11 protein-coding genes and 1 riboswitch are annotated in these 14,398 nt (G+C 68.7%); of the genes, 7 read left to right on the top strand and 4 right to left on the bottom strand.

All coding sequences use genetic code 11. The annotated features are described in order from the left end of the window. Positions 1-326 precede the first annotated feature (326 nt). On the bottom strand, positions 327-590 hold the full coding sequence (locus Manayef4_RS00190; protein WP_043591396.1) for a hypothetical protein: 264 nt from the start codon (positions 588-590) through the stop codon (positions 327-329). A gap of 302 nt (positions 591-892) precedes the next feature. Here Manayef4_RS00190 and rlmB point away from each other — a divergent pair, with 302 nt between their 5' ends. Continuing rightward, a complete protein-coding gene (gene rlmB, locus Manayef4_RS00185) occupies positions 893-1,984 on the top strand; it encodes a 23S rRNA (guanosine(2251)-2'-O)-methyltransferase RlmB (RefSeq protein ID WP_070130320.1) in 1,092 nt (363 codons plus the stop codon). Between the two features lie 205 nt (positions 1,985-2,189). Here the strand turns inward: rlmB and Manayef4_RS00180 are convergent, their stop codons facing one another. The 3 genes from Manayef4_RS00180 to Manayef4_RS00170 all read right to left on the bottom strand — a co-directional run bounded on the left by Manayef4_RS00180 (position 2,190) and on the right by Manayef4_RS00170 (position 7,156). Then, positions 2,190-2,570: a transglycosylase family protein gene (locus tag Manayef4_RS00180; RefSeq protein ID WP_011438600.1), complete on the bottom strand. Its 381-nt coding sequence runs from the start codon at positions 2,568-2,570 to the stop codon at positions 2,190-2,192. A 2-nt stretch (positions 2,571-2,572) separates the two neighbouring features. Further along, a riboswitch (cyclic di-AMP (ydaO/yuaA leader) is annotated at positions 2,573-2,748 on the bottom strand. Positions 2,749-3,245: 497 nt separating this feature from the next. Then, the gene (locus Manayef4_RS00175; RefSeq protein WP_070130220.1) at positions 3,246-4,895 is read right to left on the bottom strand and encodes a peptide deformylase; all 1,650 of its coding nucleotides are present in this window, start codon (positions 4,893-4,895) and stop codon (positions 3,246-3,248) included. An 887-nt stretch (positions 4,896-5,782) separates the two neighbouring features. Continuing rightward, positions 5,783-7,156, bottom strand: coding sequence for a lipase (locus Manayef4_RS00170; protein WP_070130219.1), 1,374 nt, complete (start codon positions 7,154-7,156; stop codon positions 5,783-5,785). A gap of 257 nt (positions 7,157-7,413) precedes the next feature. Between Manayef4_RS00170 and Manayef4_RS00165 the strand changes: the two genes are divergently transcribed. From Manayef4_RS00165 to Manayef4_RS25550, 6 genes are all read left to right on the top strand, one after another. Further along, positions 7,414-9,339, top strand: coding sequence for an ABC transporter ATP-binding protein (locus Manayef4_RS00165; protein ID WP_070130319.1), 1,926 nt, complete (start codon positions 7,414-7,416; stop codon positions 9,337-9,339). A 198-nt stretch (positions 9,340-9,537) separates the two neighbouring features. Continuing rightward, entirely contained in the window at positions 9,538-10,683 is a 1,146-nt protein-coding gene (locus Manayef4_RS00160; protein ID WP_083282202.1) for an iron ABC transporter permease, read from the top strand. Beyond that, positions 10,680-11,537: an ABC transporter ATP-binding protein gene (locus Manayef4_RS00155; RefSeq protein ID WP_011438595.1), complete on the top strand. Its 858-nt coding sequence runs from the start codon at positions 10,680-10,682 to the stop codon at positions 11,535-11,537. The genes Manayef4_RS00160 and Manayef4_RS00155 overlap by 4 nt, the downstream gene beginning before the upstream one ends. Before the next feature lie 32 nt (positions 11,538-11,569). After that, positions 11,570-12,571, top strand: coding sequence for an ABC transporter substrate-binding protein (locus Manayef4_RS00150; protein WP_070130218.1), 1,002 nt, complete (start codon positions 11,570-11,572; stop codon positions 12,569-12,571). A gap of 56 nt (positions 12,572-12,627) precedes the next feature. Continuing rightward, the gene (locus Manayef4_RS00145; protein ID WP_083282201.1) at positions 12,628-13,956 is read left to right on the top strand and encodes an MFS transporter; all 1,329 of its coding nucleotides are present in this window, start codon (positions 12,628-12,630) and stop codon (positions 13,954-13,956) included. Positions 13,957-14,067: 111 nt separating this feature from the next. Next, positions 14,068-14,181 carry a streptamidine-related RiPP repeat protein gene (locus tag Manayef4_RS25550; protein WP_023840694.1) on the top strand — a complete coding sequence of 38 codons (114 nt, stop codon included), beginning with the start codon at positions 14,068-14,070 and terminating at the stop codon, positions 14,179-14,181. The last annotated feature ends 217 nt before the right edge of the window (positions 14,182-14,398 follow it).

Genomic DNA, 14,398 nt, shown 5'->3' with positions numbered 1-14,398 from the left:
TCGGGTCGTCGATGCTCGCCGTGGCCGTCTCGGGACACCGACGGCGCGCGCCCGATGATCGACCGAAGTGGTCGCACTCGTCGAGCTGGTCATCACACATTCATGGAGATGTATTCTCCCAGCTTCCCCCACGGCACGTCGAGGGTGTAAATCGCCGTGCCGGCGACCTGATCCGACGCGCCCGCCATCGTCGGCGGGCGACCCTAAAAGAGCGTAAAGGCCGGGGGTGGATGGTGGCAGGGCCCCCGCATCCCGGGGAACCCCGGGCCTGCCGATCGGCGTGGTCACGCGGCCGCCGCTCATGACCCGCACCTCCGCTCGCGTCGTCACGTCGTCTCCCCGGGTCCGCCTGGGCCGCCGGGCCGGGAGGTGGCGCTCAACGTTCTATGCCGGGCATTCTCCAGGAATGTCACCGCCGCGGCGGTGACACCGCCAGGTCGGGGAGCACACCCGCCGAACGCCCGCGACGGCGTGCCGCGCGGCCCGGCAGCCGTGACGAGCGCGGTACCGTAGGCCTCCACTCCGCCGAGCATGGTGAGACTGGCATCGAGATCGTCGATGTTGATCAGGTGGCTCCCCGCCTTCGCCATGGGGMACCASCGGTCTTCGGCCCGCGACCACCCGGCGGCGGGTGGAAGAACGATGCGCACCTGACCCTCCTGACGCCGGTGAGGAGCGGCCGGACCACATCAGGTCGGGCCGTGGGCCTGCCGGCCCTCAGGATAGGGCGCCGGGTCCCCGGAAACGGCCATGTCGAGGTATGCCCATGGCAGAGCTCCTCCGCCGAGYTCCCGCCGAGCTCTCGCCGAGCGCGCCCCGACACGCCGGTGTCGTCCGCCGTATACCGTGGTCACATGGTCATTCCCCGGGCGTGTACTGGTCGGTGGTCCTGATGGCCGGCGCCGCTCGCCGGGACAGCGGGATCGCCCGCGGCGGTCAGGGCGGTCGGGCCGCCAAGGCCGGTTCCCACCGCAAGGGGGCCTCCACGGGCAGCGGCGGTCACGGCCGCAAGGCGCTGGAGGGCCGTGGGGCCACTCCGCCCGCGCAGCTGCGCCCCGGCCATCCCGCCCAGCGTCGTGCGGCGGCGGCTGCGGCGGCCCGTTCCGCCTCGGCCGGAGCCGAGCGGGGTCGAGCGGCCGCCGGCCGGCGCGGGGATGGTGGCCGCGCCGTCGCAGCTGCGGCCACCACCGGGCCGAGCGCCGTGGGGGGTTCCGCGGGGGCCGGGCGCCCACGGCGGACCGAGGGCGACGAGCTGGTGGTCGGGCGCAACGCGGTGGTCGAGGCGCTGCGGGCCGGGGTACCGTCGTCGACCCTTTTCATCGCCGGCGGGCTGGACTTCGACGAGCGGCTCGCCGACGCCCGCCGGCTCGCCGGGCGGGCCGGGATCGCCGTGGCCGACGTCGGCCGCACGGATCTCGACCGGATGTGTGGCACCGCTCCGCATCAGGGTCTCGCCCTCGTGGTACCGCCGTTCCGGTATGCCCATCCGGATGATCTCCTCGCCCGCGCGCGCTCGTCCCCTCCGGGTCTGCTGGTGGCGTTGGACGGGGTCACCGATCCTCGCAACCTCGGGGCCGTGGTGCGCTCGGCCGCCGCCTTCGGTGCCCACGGCGTCGTCGTTCCGGAGCGTAGGGCCGCCGGCGTGACCGCCGCGGCCTGGAAGACCTCGGCGGGGGCTGCCGCCCGGCTGCCGGTGGCGCGCGCCACCAACCTCGCCCGCACGCTCGTCTCCTACGCGGCGGGCGGCCAGTTCGTTGTCGGTCTGGCCGCGGACAGTGAAGTGAGCATCGACGAGCTCACGATGGCGACCRACCCCCTCGTCCTGGTGATCGGTTCCGAGGGACGCGGGTTGTCCAGGCTGGTCGAGCAGCGCTGCGACGTGAGGGTCCGGATCCCCATGGCGGGTGCGGTGGAGTCCCTCAACGCGGGGKTGGCCGCCGGGATCACGCTGGCCGAGATCGCCCGCCGCCGTCGGATCGGCTGAGCCGGCCGATCGGTGGGTCCGCCGGGTCTCCGCCGGGCGGGGCCGCGGAAGTTGAGCTGGCCGACGTCGCCGTGACCGGGAAACCGTGACCGGGAAACGTAGCGCGCAGCCCCGTGTCCCGGACGGGACACGGGGCTGCTGACCGCGCGCCGATCAGTACCGGCCGGGCGCGGACGGTGAAGGCTGGCGCGGGAAGTCGGGCAGCTCAGATCTTGTGACCCCAGCACGGCTTCGAGGCGTACCAGGGGCTCGTCCCCTGCTGGGCGTACAGGATGCGGGCGCGCTGCCACTGCTCGGCGACGCTGGCGTGCTGCGGCAGACCCTTGCCGCCGACCCCGTGCCAGGTGCTGGGCAGAAACTGGAACAACCCGCCGGCGCCGATGGAGTTGACCGCGCGGGGGTTCCCCCCGGACTCACAAGGGATCACCTTGGAGAGGAAGTGGTCGGCGTTCGTCGACGCGCTGGCCGGTTGGGACAGCGCGAGGCCACCGCCGATCGAGGCCGCGAGAGTGGTGGCGGCGATCAAGGCCCGGGAACCGAGCCTGATGCGGTTGAGACCACGAGCGAGCGAACGAGCGTTGGACATTGAGTTGCCCTTCCCCACGCMTGCGAGGTGAGCTGTCGGGTTCGGGCTGGGAATGCCCGGCCGCGCATCGCGGCTTCACCCCGAGGACGTCTTTTATCGGCGCCCGGAATTGGTTCCCCCGCTCCTGCCAAAGGTTTGATTCTCGTCGAGCGGGGGCAGGATTCGGCGTGCCGCCCGACGCATGCCATCAGGTGACGGCACGGCAACGAACATAGCTGAGAGTGACCCGGGAAAAACAAGAGTACGTGAGGATGCACACAGTGCACCCCACTTACTTGTCCCGATCTTTTTAATGGTGTTTCGCGCCCGCGTGCGCGCCCGATCCTAGAGGTTGTTCAGTGGGCTGAAAATCCCCAGTTCGTGGCTGGGTCGTCACGCTGACGGTAAACAATAMGCGATGCGTGGGGAATCTGTTCCGCCGCGTGGCGATCGAGCCTCCACTACCCGCTGCCGGCAGTCTCTAACCAGGTTCCGAAAAAATCTGTGTCGACGTTCCGGCGGACCCGCACCTATCGCCTGCTTTCCGGACTATACGGCACGAGGGAACCATGTCATATGTCGGATCTAACAGTCCGTGTCGGACACCCGGTCCCGGCGCTGCGCCGTCGGCACGTCGGCACGTGGGCACGTCGGCATGCCGACGTGCCGCCCGCGGGGCGGGTGCGTTCGGGTTGGTCAGCGGTTGTAGGACCAGGCCKAGCCGGTACCCCGGTACTGCTCCACCGGGATCGGTGTGGTTCCGGCCCGCATCCGATCCGTGTAGAGCTGACCGTGCAGGTGATCGATCTCGTGAGCGACGAGCCGCGCCAGCCCCTGCCGATAGACGGTGATGTGCCGGTTGCCATCGATATCGGTGTGTTCGACGTGCAGCTCCAGCGGCCGGGGGACGAGGCCACGGACGTCGAAGAAGCTCAGGCAGCCCTCGTACTGCTCGTCGGTCTCTCGGGAGGTCTCGATGACGCTGGGGTTGAGCAGCGTGAGCGTGTCGCCGCCCGCGGTACGCACGATCGCCGCGGCGCGGTTGATGCCGACCTGCGGCGCGGCGATGCCCAGGCCCTTGCCGAAGGTGTGCAGGGCGGACACCCGTTCGAGGGCGGAGGACAGTTCGGCGACGACCCGGCGCGCGTCTTCGGCCTCGTTGGGCAGAGCGAACGGGCGGGCCGGCTGCCGCAGGATCGCCTCACCCTCCTGCACGATGCCGACGGCCGCCATCTGATCGCTGGGACGTGTTCCGGTCTCCGTGGCCGGATCACGTTCCGGCACGGTGGCCCGGAAGTTCCATTCCAGYCGGTAGCGGGCGTGCAGCGGCGGCTCGGTGGTCGACCAGGTGAAGATCCGCCGGTCGCCGGAGTCGGTGCGGGCGACTGCGGTCCGCAACGGGAAGGCATCGGCGGTCATCGACGTCTCCATGCCCCAGACCACGGGATCCAGCTCGGCCGGAAAGTCCAGCCGCACCGAGAGGAAACTCGTCGGTACCCGCACGGCACGCTGGAACCACGGCCCCCACTTCTCCCTGCTTACCTGGTAGCTGTAGTTGATCCACGCCGATTCGCCGGGATAGAGCGGAAATCGTCCTCGGCTGTTCTCGAAGAGCAGCCAGACCTCCTTGAGCGCGTCCCAGTCGGTCTTGACCTGCCAGGCCATCTGCTCGCCGCCACAGTGCGCGCTGAGCTGGAGGTCCTCCCAGCGCAGCGGATCGGATCGGTACAACCGCGCGGAGCGTTCCGGATCTCCCGGGAACCGGTCGACCGATATCCGCATCAGATACCGGGTTACCGGTTCGCTGCCGGCGTTGAGAAGACGTCTTCGCTGGTGGGCGACGTACATGCTGTCGTCGTAGCGGAGTTCGGCCCGGTCCTCCTCGACGACCAGGCCCCCCGGTCCGGGGGGGAGCCGGCCCGGGCTCTCGGCGACGACGGGGCCGGGGGCCGGGGCCGGGTCGACGGAGGGGGTCGCGACGTGGGCTACCGGCGTCGGGCCGGATCCGGCCGGAACCGTTGGCGGCCCGGGCGGCTCGCGCACGTCCCGTGCCGCCTCCCACGGCCGTGCGGCCAGGTGGAAATAACTGCCCGGGATGCGCAGCGCGTCGGTGATGCGTTCGATCAGGGAGAGCCGGGCGATGTGGTCCTCGCCCTGCATGATCCGGCTGACCCTGCTCTGGCTGAGCCCTTCCACCGGAGATGCGATGCGATTCTGGCTGGCACCGTCGTACTTCTTCATCAGCCGGAACACCGTGCGGAAGTCCCGCGTCGCGCACGCCGCCCGGAAGTCCTCCCGGGCCAGCAGCCTGGGCGATACCCGGTAAGGTCCAGATTCGTACGACATCGAAACGGCCTTCCATGTCGGTACGGTCGGTGAAGGCCGGAGTGAAATCGGGCGATCAGTCCTCCGTCAGTCGACACATCAGGATAACGACGCCATGTCAAACGGGCACAGATGTCCGGCTGAATGCTCGACTGTCGGGTATCCGACAGCGCGGGATCGGCGGTTTCCMCGATCTTTCCGGGTTTTTGTGGTAAGGCGGATGTCGTGTCTGACTCCTTGCGGACAGCGACGGCTGCTGGTGGCGTGCTGTCGCCGCCGGCCGGGGTGACAGGAGGCGCACCCGCCGCCTGGAARGAGCTCGTTCCACCCAAGGAACTAGGTCTTCGTCCCGTGGCGATCCGGGCTGCCCTAGCGGCGCGATCCGGGCCTGATGCCCACCGATGCCGCCTCGCTCCTCGATGTCCGACGGCCCGTCGCGGCGGACAACTGTGGAGGGTTAGGCACGGTTTGGCGGCCGTAAACCGGTTCGCCTCCCAATATCTTCGCTTTCGGCCATCTATTCGCGATCTTCGGCGTTTCGCGCCGGGACATCCTCGGCCAAGGCCGTGCGGATGCGACCGCCGAGACGGCCGGGTAGTTCGGTCAACGGGGTCCAGCGGTAGTCAGGGAGCGACCCAACCACAACTGATCAACCAGATGTGGGGGGTCAAGTTTCCGAGACTCGTGGCCCATACGAGAAAGGCATGCCTGACTGACGTTTCCGGATCCCGGTCGCCTGCGTCAGTCTTGGTGGCAGGCCGGTCCCGCCCCGCGTCGAGCCGCGACCTCCGCCGGGCGGGGCCGGYGTGATGCCGAGCCGCGGCCGGGCGCGACGCCCAAGACCTCCGTCGGGGGGCTATGGACAGGTGGCCCTGCCCTGCCCAAGCAGGGCCACCCTCGGCCTCCGTTCAGCCCTCGCCGGTGAAGTGCAGAGTGACGCGATGCCGGTCCGACGGCCAGGCGGGCACCTGGAGAACGCTCCGGTGGGCTGTCTTTCCCCGCGGCGTCATCGCGACTTCGACYGAGCGCTCACCCGCCGGGATGAACACATCTACGCCGGTGATGAAGCCGATCCCGAAATACGCCGGAATCGGCATTGTGAGGTGGGTGACGCCGTCGGAATTCCGGTCGAACAGGTAGACGCCCAGGGCCAGTTTGGACCGGGGCGCGTCGGCGGCGTTCAGCACGTTCTTCCCGTCGATGCTGAGGACGTCGTCGGCGTTCCCCTGGTCCCCCCACCATTCGAGCGGGCGTTCGACGACCAGATCGGTGTGCCCGGGACCGGTCTCCATCCCGCCGCCGATCTCCTGGCCCGRCTGGCTCGTCAGCAGACGTACGAGGTGATCGTCGCGGCGGAACGGCTGGTAGTAGAAGTGGTGGTCGGGTTCCCCGCCGCGTACGATCACGAACTCGTAGGTGGAGGCRCCGTCACCTCGGAACGGACCCCAGGATCCGTCGCCGGAGAGGTGGAAATAACCTTTGAGGCTGTTCGCCCCCCGCCGACCCGTCCGTGGGTCGACCCGGTGAACCTCCAGCCTGGCGTCCCGCACACCGACATTCATCGGATAGCGCAGGGCCCGGCCGGAGATCTCGATCGGGCCCTGCTTCGGCACCACGTCGGTCGTGTGCGGAGTGGTTCCGGTGAGAAACCGGTACATCTCCCTGAAGGTGGCCGTCGAGGTCAGGAGCTGGGCGCGGTCCTGGTCGACGAACCGCACGTTGACGGCCCCCTCGACGCGCCGGGTCGGATCGTTCTCGCCCCAGACCGCCAGGGTGGGCACTCCGGCCGGGGGTCTACCCGCGAGCGAGCCTCCGACGGTGACGTAGTGCGCGACCCGGTTCGCCCGGTCGGATGAGCTGGTCAGGTACCGCTCGCTTAGCGCGGCGCCCTCGAGATGTGCCACCAGATCGAGCTTCTTCGCCCCGGTTGCCTTGAGGATACTAGCGATCTTCGCATCGAGGTCCGGAAGGACCTCCTCGACGGAGTTGGCCGAGGACGACGCATCGTAGTCGAAGGCCTCGACGTAGTCGACGGGATAGCCGTTTGCGGTGAATCGTTGCGCCGGTGTCTCGAAGAGGCTGCCCGACCCAAGGCTGCCGTGCACGAACAGGATCGGGAGGCGAGAGGCGTCCGGGGCGGCGACCGCGGCCTCCGCCAGCTCCCGCGCGAGCGCCGGGGAGCGTCCCGCGCCGGACTCCGTGCCACCAGCGCCGGAACAGGCGACCGCCAGTCCGGCGATGGCAAGCGCGCTCAGCAGGTGGAAGTAACGGCGGCGAGCCACTCGACGTCCCTTTCCCTCGGGATATCCGACGGCCACGCACCGGGCCACCGTCAGCATTTCTCCTGTCGGTTACACCTCGGTAGCGGCGCACCACTGGATCGGACGTTCTGCGCGTCCGACACGTCTCGTGCCAGAGCACAGTACATCGGGCCGGCGCATGTGACGGCCAGGCCCTCGTGAGCTTCGGTGCGGACGCGGCCGTTCCCCTGGTCAAAAACAAGGTGCGGGCCCGGCCGGTYGCCTGTCATCATCTCGGCATGGACAGCGTGGCCGGCGGGGTTCCGCATCAGGAGATACGGTCGCCTGGCATCGGTTCCCGTGGCGCCGGTCAAAACGGCACCGGCCTGGACGATGTCGGCACCGCCGTGGACAACCTCGTTTCCCGCCGGGTGGAGCGGCATGCCGCCCTGCGTTCCTATCTGCGTTTCGTCGCGACCTTCAAGGGGCCGGCTCTCCTGGTCGTCGGTGTCTTCGTCCTGTCCAACAGCCTGCTCGCCGTGATACCGGTCCTCATCGGCCTTCTCGTGCAGGCTCTCGCCAGCGCCCCGGTACAGACCCACGACGCGTACCTGTACGCCGGCGTCCTTCTCGCGTGCAACATCGGCCATGACCTGACCTGGCGTGGTGCCGAGGTGCTGTATCTCCGGCTACTCAACCACCGGGGCTACGAATACGAGAACATTCTCTTTGGAAATGTCATAAACGAGCGATATCCATACTTCGTCGGCAAGTTCACCGGAAAGATCAGCAGCTATGTGAGYACGCTCGGCCGCGAGTTCCGAGAGATCCTCGAGACGGCGTGCTTCACGTACGTCGAACAGCTGGTCAAGGTTCCGGCGATCCTAATGATCATGTTTTCGGTTAACCTTTACTCGGGCCTGACCTTCCTGGGTTCCGTCGCGATCATGCTTCTTGTTGGCAGGCACACCGTCCGTCGTTCGGCCCGCGCGGAGAAGCGGCTCGCGGACGAGGTCTCGGAGATGGACGGTTACGTGATCGACGTCATCTCGAACTTCGTGAGCGTGAAGTCGTTCCTCCAGGAGGAGGCCGAGTACGAGCGGGTCCGCCGGCGTCGTCGCCAGGTCATCGCCGCCGCGTATCGCTCGTCCTTCTGGAGCATTGTGTTCTGGACCTCGATGAGCCTCGTGGTCCGGTACCTCGTCTGGCCGGTGTCGATCGTCCTCAACCTGTATCTATTCCTCCACGGTGAGATGAGCCTGGCCCAGTTCACGACCTTTCTCTCCGCGCTGGTCCTCTTCTCCGACTTTATCTGGGGGACGGTGTGGGAGATTGCGCAGCTCAATCTCCGACTCGCCCGCATCGAGGAGGCCTACCACTACCTCTTCGCCGGTCGGAACATCCTGTCAGCCGGTCCGGATAATTCGGCCAGTCCGGATAATTCAGCCGGTTCAGGCCGTCCTGCGGTTCTTCCCGCGGTTTCCGGTCGGCTGCAGTTCCAGGGCCTGTCGTTCGCCTATCCCGAGAACGACCGGAACCTCGTGCTCGCGGGCATCGACCTGGCCATMGAGCGGGGCGAAAAGATCGGCATCGTGGGTCGCAGCGGAAGCGGCAAGACGACGTTCATCAAGCTGTTGCTAGGCTACTACCCGCTCCCACCGGGCATGGTCGCCGTGGACGGTGTTCCGGTGTCCAACCGCCAGCTCGCTCGGGGTATCTCCTACGTTCCGCAGGACACCACCCTCTTCCACCGGTCCATCCRGGACAACATCGTCTACGGGACCRCGGGCCCGGTGACCCAGGCGCAGGTGGAGGCGGCGGCGCTGCGGGCCCACGCGCACAGCTTCATCTCGCGGGCGCCCGACGGTTACGACACCGTCGTCGGGGAACGTGGCATCAAACTCTCGACCGGGCAACGGCAGCGGATCGCCATTGCCCGCGCCTTCCTGGACGACAAACCCATCCTCATTCTGGACGAGGCGACGAGCGCGCTGGACAGCGAGAGCGAGGTACTCGTCCAGAACRCACTCGAGAACCTGTGGCGAGACAAGACGGTGATCGCCGTCGCGCACCGRCTGTCGACCCTGCTGCACATGGACCGCATCGTCGTCCTCGACGACGGCCGCGTCGTGGAGCAGGGGTCCCATCGCGAGCTGCTCGAGCGGCGGGGGCGCTACCACCGGCTGTGGCAGCGGCAGAGCGGAGGAATGATCCCGGTCGAGTAGTCGCCGGATGATGGTGACCACCCGACCACGACGAGCGGGTATCCTCTCCTGCCCCCTACAGAACCGTTGACGGAGCCCGCGCAGGGCTGTTAGCTTGCCCAAACGAAACGAAAATCGTTTTCGTTTCGTTTGAGTCAACGGGGGCATCCGCTGTCCATCGATCAACCTACGTCGGTACGTGCCACGCCGACGCCATCCGTGGGTGCCGCGGACGCGGTACGGCTGCGGGCGGTGGCGGCGCTTCGACCCGCCCGCGGGATGCCCGCGGTCACTGCCTGCGCCGTGCTGCCGCGCACGGCGCGCGGCGCGCGCGGCAGATTCTTGATCACTCTGCTCGCCCTGGTGCTGGCGACACCGATCGTTGTTGGGGCAGCGATCGGCGTGGGTTCGGTATCGGTGCCTCCCGGTGAGGTGTGGTCCAGCGTCGTGGCTCATCTGACCGGCAACGGTGCTCAGTCCTCGATGATCAACGATCAGATTATCTGGCAGGTGCGGACKCCGCGGGTGTTGCTGGCGTTCGTGGTGGGTGCGGGCCTGGCCGTGGCCGGAGCCGTGCTGCAGGCGGTGGTGCGTAACCCCCTCGCCGATCCGTATGTGCTGGGCGTGTCCTCGGGTGCCTCCGTCGCCGCGGTCGCTGTCCTCACCCTGGGAGGGGTCTMGTCGTCGGGGCTTGCCGCGGCDGTGGGGGTGTCGGGGGCGGCGTTCATCGGTGCCGTTCTCACCCTGGCTCTCGTGATCGCGTTAGGGCGTAGGCGCGGTTACCTGGACCCGCAACGGCTGCTGCTCGCGGGGGTGGCGCTGACCTATCTGTTCCAGGCTGGCACCAGCTACCTGCAGTTGCGGGTCGGCTCGAACCAACTCGCCGCGGTGCTGTTCTGGCTGCTGGGAACGGTGTCGGGGGCCGAGTGGGACACACTGGGGCTGCCCGCGTGCATCGTCGTGGCCGCGACGCTGTGGCTGCTGGCGCAGGCCCGGTCGTTGAATGCCTTGCTGCTCGGTGATGAGGCCGCCGCCTCGCTGGGGATCCCGGTCAGCCGGCTGCGGACCCAGCTGCTGATCGTCACCGCCGCTCTGACAGCGTCCGTCATCTCCGTCGCCGGCGGTGTCGCGTTCGTCGGCCTCATTGCGCCGCACTGCGTGCGGATGCTTATCGGGTCGGACCACCGGCGGCTGCTCCCGGTAACGGCGCTGCTGGGCGGAACGTTCCTCGTGCTGGCCGATCTCCTCGGCCGGGTCGTGGCCCGGCCGTTGGAGCTGCCGTTGAGCATTATCACCGCGGTCGCCGGGGTGCCCTTCTTCCTCGTGCTGCTGCGCCGGTCGGGACGGGCGAGTGGTGCCTCGTGACGGGCCTTCGCCTGGAAGGTCTGGGTGTCGTCGCCGACGGGGTACAGATCGTGCGCGACCTGACGGTCGGCTGTCCCCCCGGCGCCTTCGTCGGCCTGGTCGGTCCGAACGGCAGCGGGAAGTCGACCGTGCTGAAGACGGTCTACCGGGTGGTGCGGCCGACGTCCGGCGCGGTGCTGCTCGACGGAACTGACCTGGTCAGGGACCTCACCCCGCGCCAGTCGGCGCGGCGGGTCGCGGCCCTGGCGCAGGAAAGCCCCGATGGCTTTGACTTCACCGTCCTTGAGGTGGTCGCGACCGGGCGGACCCCCCACCAGAGCGCGTGGAGCCCGACCTCGACCGGGGATCATGAGATCATCTCGGCCGCGCTCGACACCGTGGGCATGGCCGCGCACGCCGGGCGGGCGTTCGCGTCGCTGTCCGGCGGCGAGAAGCAGCGGGTCCTGCTGGCGCGCGCCCTCGTGCAGGCACCGTCGGTGCTGATCCTGGACGAGCCGACCAACCATCTGGATATCAGCACCCAGCTGAGCCTGCTGGAGTTGGTGCGCTCACTCGGGATCACCGTGCTCGCCGCGTTACATGACCTCAACCTCGCGACGGCCTTCTGTGACCGGCTCTATGTCCTGCACGACGGCGCGGTGATCTGTTCGGGCAAACCGGAGGACGTCCTGACCGCCGACCTCATCGGCCGCGTGTTCGGGGTGCGCGCCGACCGGAGCGTCCACCCGGTGACCGGCCGCCTCCAGCTCGCTTTCTCCAGTCTTCCCTTCCCCAGCCTGCCTTCTTCCAGCCTGCCCGGAACAGACGAGCCGGCCCCGGTGGTAGCTGGCGCGGAAATCCCGATAAAGCAATGACCCGATGAAGCAATGGAAGGAGACAGAACCCGATGAAGAAACTCGGCGCCGGCGTCGYGGTCGCTGCCCTGCTCGTTGTTACCGCCGGTCTCACCGGCTGCGGGTCCGGTTCGACCACCGGCGCGGGCAGTGCGAGCGCGGCCGATGCCCGGTCGGCCCCGGCCGGTACCCGCTATCCCGTTGAGGTGGCGAACTGCGGCCGGACCCTGCACTTCGACGAGGCCCCGGCGCGGGTCGTCTCCGGGTGGACCACCAGTACCGAGCTCCTCATCGAACTGGGCCTGAYGGACCGGATTGTTGGCCAGTACAACACCAGCAGCGGCACACCGGCGGCGAAGTACGCCAGTGTGGAGGCGAAGCTACCCGCCCTCGGTACCGGCGCACCGACCCGGGAGGYGCTGCTCGCCGCCCGGCCCGACCTGATCTGGGCGGATGGCAGCTATCTGTTTGACGGCCGGCAGCTCCCCACGATCGCCGAGCTGGCCGCCCAGGGCACCCAGGTGATGATTCTCAGCGGGTTCTGCACCGACGACGCCACCAAGGCGACGGTCCGTGACGTYGATACCGACCTGACCGCGCTCGGCATGATCTTCGGCATTCCGGGCCGGGCCAGGCAGGTCCAGGCCGACATCAACGAACGGCTCCGCCAGGTCGCGACGAAGATCCAGGGCAGGGACCCCGTCCCGGTCGCGGTGGTCGCCACCTACCAGGGAACCGTCTACACCTACGACGGCGTCTACACCGACATCGCGCGGCTCGCCGGGGCGCGGAACATCTACGCGGGCACCCTGCCCAAGGGCAAATACTTCAGTGAGCTGTCGGTGGAGGACCTCATCAGCAAGAATCCCGGCACCCTCGTCTATCTGCTCAGCGGCAGCGAAACCGAGGCCGAGGCCCGCAAGTTCCTCACCTCCCGGCTCCCGACCGTGGCGGCAGTCCGCAACAACCGTGTGTTCTTCCTCCCGCAGTCGGACTCGGCCAACCTCGCCGGCGTGGAAGGCGTGACAAAGCTGGCCGCCGCGCTGCAMGCCTGAGCCGCAGACCCAAAAATGTGGAATGTGGGACGACCTGAGATGAGTAACAACCTGAGATGAGTACGGTACCCGCCTTCCGGCTTTTCCTGGCGAGCCGGGCTGTCTCCTGGGCGGGTTCGGCGATGACGCTCGTCGCGCTCCCGGTGCTGCTTTTCCAGCGCACCGGGAGCGGCACGCTCGCGGGCGTGCTGGTCGGTCTCGAAGCGGTGCCCTACCTCGTGCTCGGACTGCCCGCTGGTGCCCTGGTCGACCGCTGGGATCACCGGCGCACGATGGTGGTCACCAGTTGCCTCAGCGGCCTGACGATGGCCAGCATCCCCGTGGCCAACTGGGCGGGTGTCCTCACCACACCCCATCTGCTGATCTCCGCGGTGCTTGTCGCATCGGTCTTCGTGTTCTTCGATGCGGCCAGCTTCGGCGCAGTCCCGGCGATCGTGGGACGGGACGCGGTGGCCGCGGCGACCGGGGCGATGGTGTCGGTGAGCACCGTTGTCAACCTGGTCGGGCCGGCCGTCGGCGGGGTGGCCGCGGCCACGGTGGGCGCAGCCAGTGTGCTCGCCCTCGATGCGCTCAGCTACCTGGTCGGTGCCATCCTGCTCTCCCGGGCGCGCTGGGCCGTGCCGGCCGCAGCCGACCGGAGCAGGGCCGACCGGAGCGGGCCGGCTGGCAGCCGGGTGAGCCGGACCCGTCGCGACATCGCCGAGGGCCTGGGTTACATCCGGGGGCATCGCCTCATCCGGACTCTGACCCTGCTCGGGGCCGGCAGCAGCCTGTCCGGGGGCGCGGTCACCGGCCTGGTCGTCGTCGTCGCGGTACGGCAGTTCGGCCTTCCCGACGACGACCCGCGGATCGGTCTCCTCTACGTCGCCGCCGCGCTCGGAACGCTGATCGTCAGCCAGCTGCTCAGCCGCGTGCACCGACACGTCCCCACCGGAACGATCACACTCGGTGCGCTCGGAGCCAGCACGCTCGCCCTGATCGGCTGGTCTCTGAACACGGCGTGGCTGCCAGGGATGGGCATCCTGCTGCTCTGGCAGGCCAGCACCTCCCTGGTCATCCTAAACGGCATCGTCGTCCGGCAAGCCGTCACCCCCCTACGCCTGCAGGCCCGGGTCAACACCACCGCGAGGATGATCGCCTGGGGCGGAACGCCGCTGGGTGCCGTGCTCGCCGGCATCCTCGCCGATGCCTGGGGCACCCGGGCCGCTCTGCTGACCGCCTCGGCCGGCGTCGGCCTGGCGCTGGTAGCGGGCCTGATGGCAGGCCTCGGCCACACCGGCAGGCTTCAGGACCTGATCAGGGCCGACGAGGCACCGGCCAACCCGCCGCAGGCCGGGCCCGGTGGGCCGGACGCCGCGGTCCGGGCGGTGACAGCCGCCGAATGAGCCCCCGAACGAGCCGCCCGGCGGATGTGTGGATATCAGCCCATCCCCACGTCGCTCGTGCTAGCGTTCCTTTTGAAAACGAAAACCGTTTTATTGCGAAGGAGGTGAAGCATGGCGGAGATCTCGTTCGAGGAGCTGGCCGAGGCGCCGGTCCTCGCTGCCCCGCAGGACCCGACCACGCACGCGCTCGTCCAGAGCCCGTTCGCGTGGGACGACGAGGAGTAGTGCCGCCGGTTCACTGAAGGCGCCGAGCGCACCTTGGTGAGCCAGTGCAAGCCGTGACCGTCGGTGCCGTCAGTTTCTCGGACGTCCTCGAYGGTCACGGTCTCTACCGGGTTCATCCCGGCCCGCGCGCGACCCGTGCCGGCCATGACCCCTGCCGGCCGCAACCAGCCCATCACGACCAGCCCATCACGACCAGCCCATCACGACCGCGACACAC

Source organism: Frankia sp. CgMI4 (genome assembly GCF_001756285.1).
Taxonomy (GTDB): domain Bacteria; phylum Actinomycetota; class Actinomycetes; order Frankiales; family Frankiaceae; genus Frankia; species Frankia casuarinae.
This window is presented reverse-complemented; position numbering and strand designations above follow the sequence as displayed.

Excerpts from the sequence above, each read along its gene's own strand:
- Manayef4_RS00190 (WP_043591396.1), bottom strand. The coding sequence starts at position 590 with ATGGCGAAGGCGGGGAGCCACCTGATCAACATCGACGATCTCGATGCC.
- Manayef4_RS00180 (WP_011438600.1), bottom strand. The coding sequence starts at position 2,570 with ATGTCCAACGCTCGTTCGCTCGCTCGTGGTCTCAACCGCATCAGGCTC.
- Manayef4_RS00145 (WP_083282201.1), top strand. The coding sequence starts at position 12,628 with ATGAGTACGGTACCCGCCTTCCGGCTTTTCCTGGCGAGCCGGGCTGTC.
- Manayef4_RS25550 (WP_023840694.1), top strand. The coding sequence starts at position 14,068 with ATGGCGGAGATCTCGTTCGAGGAGCTGGCCGAGGCGCCGGTCCTCGCT.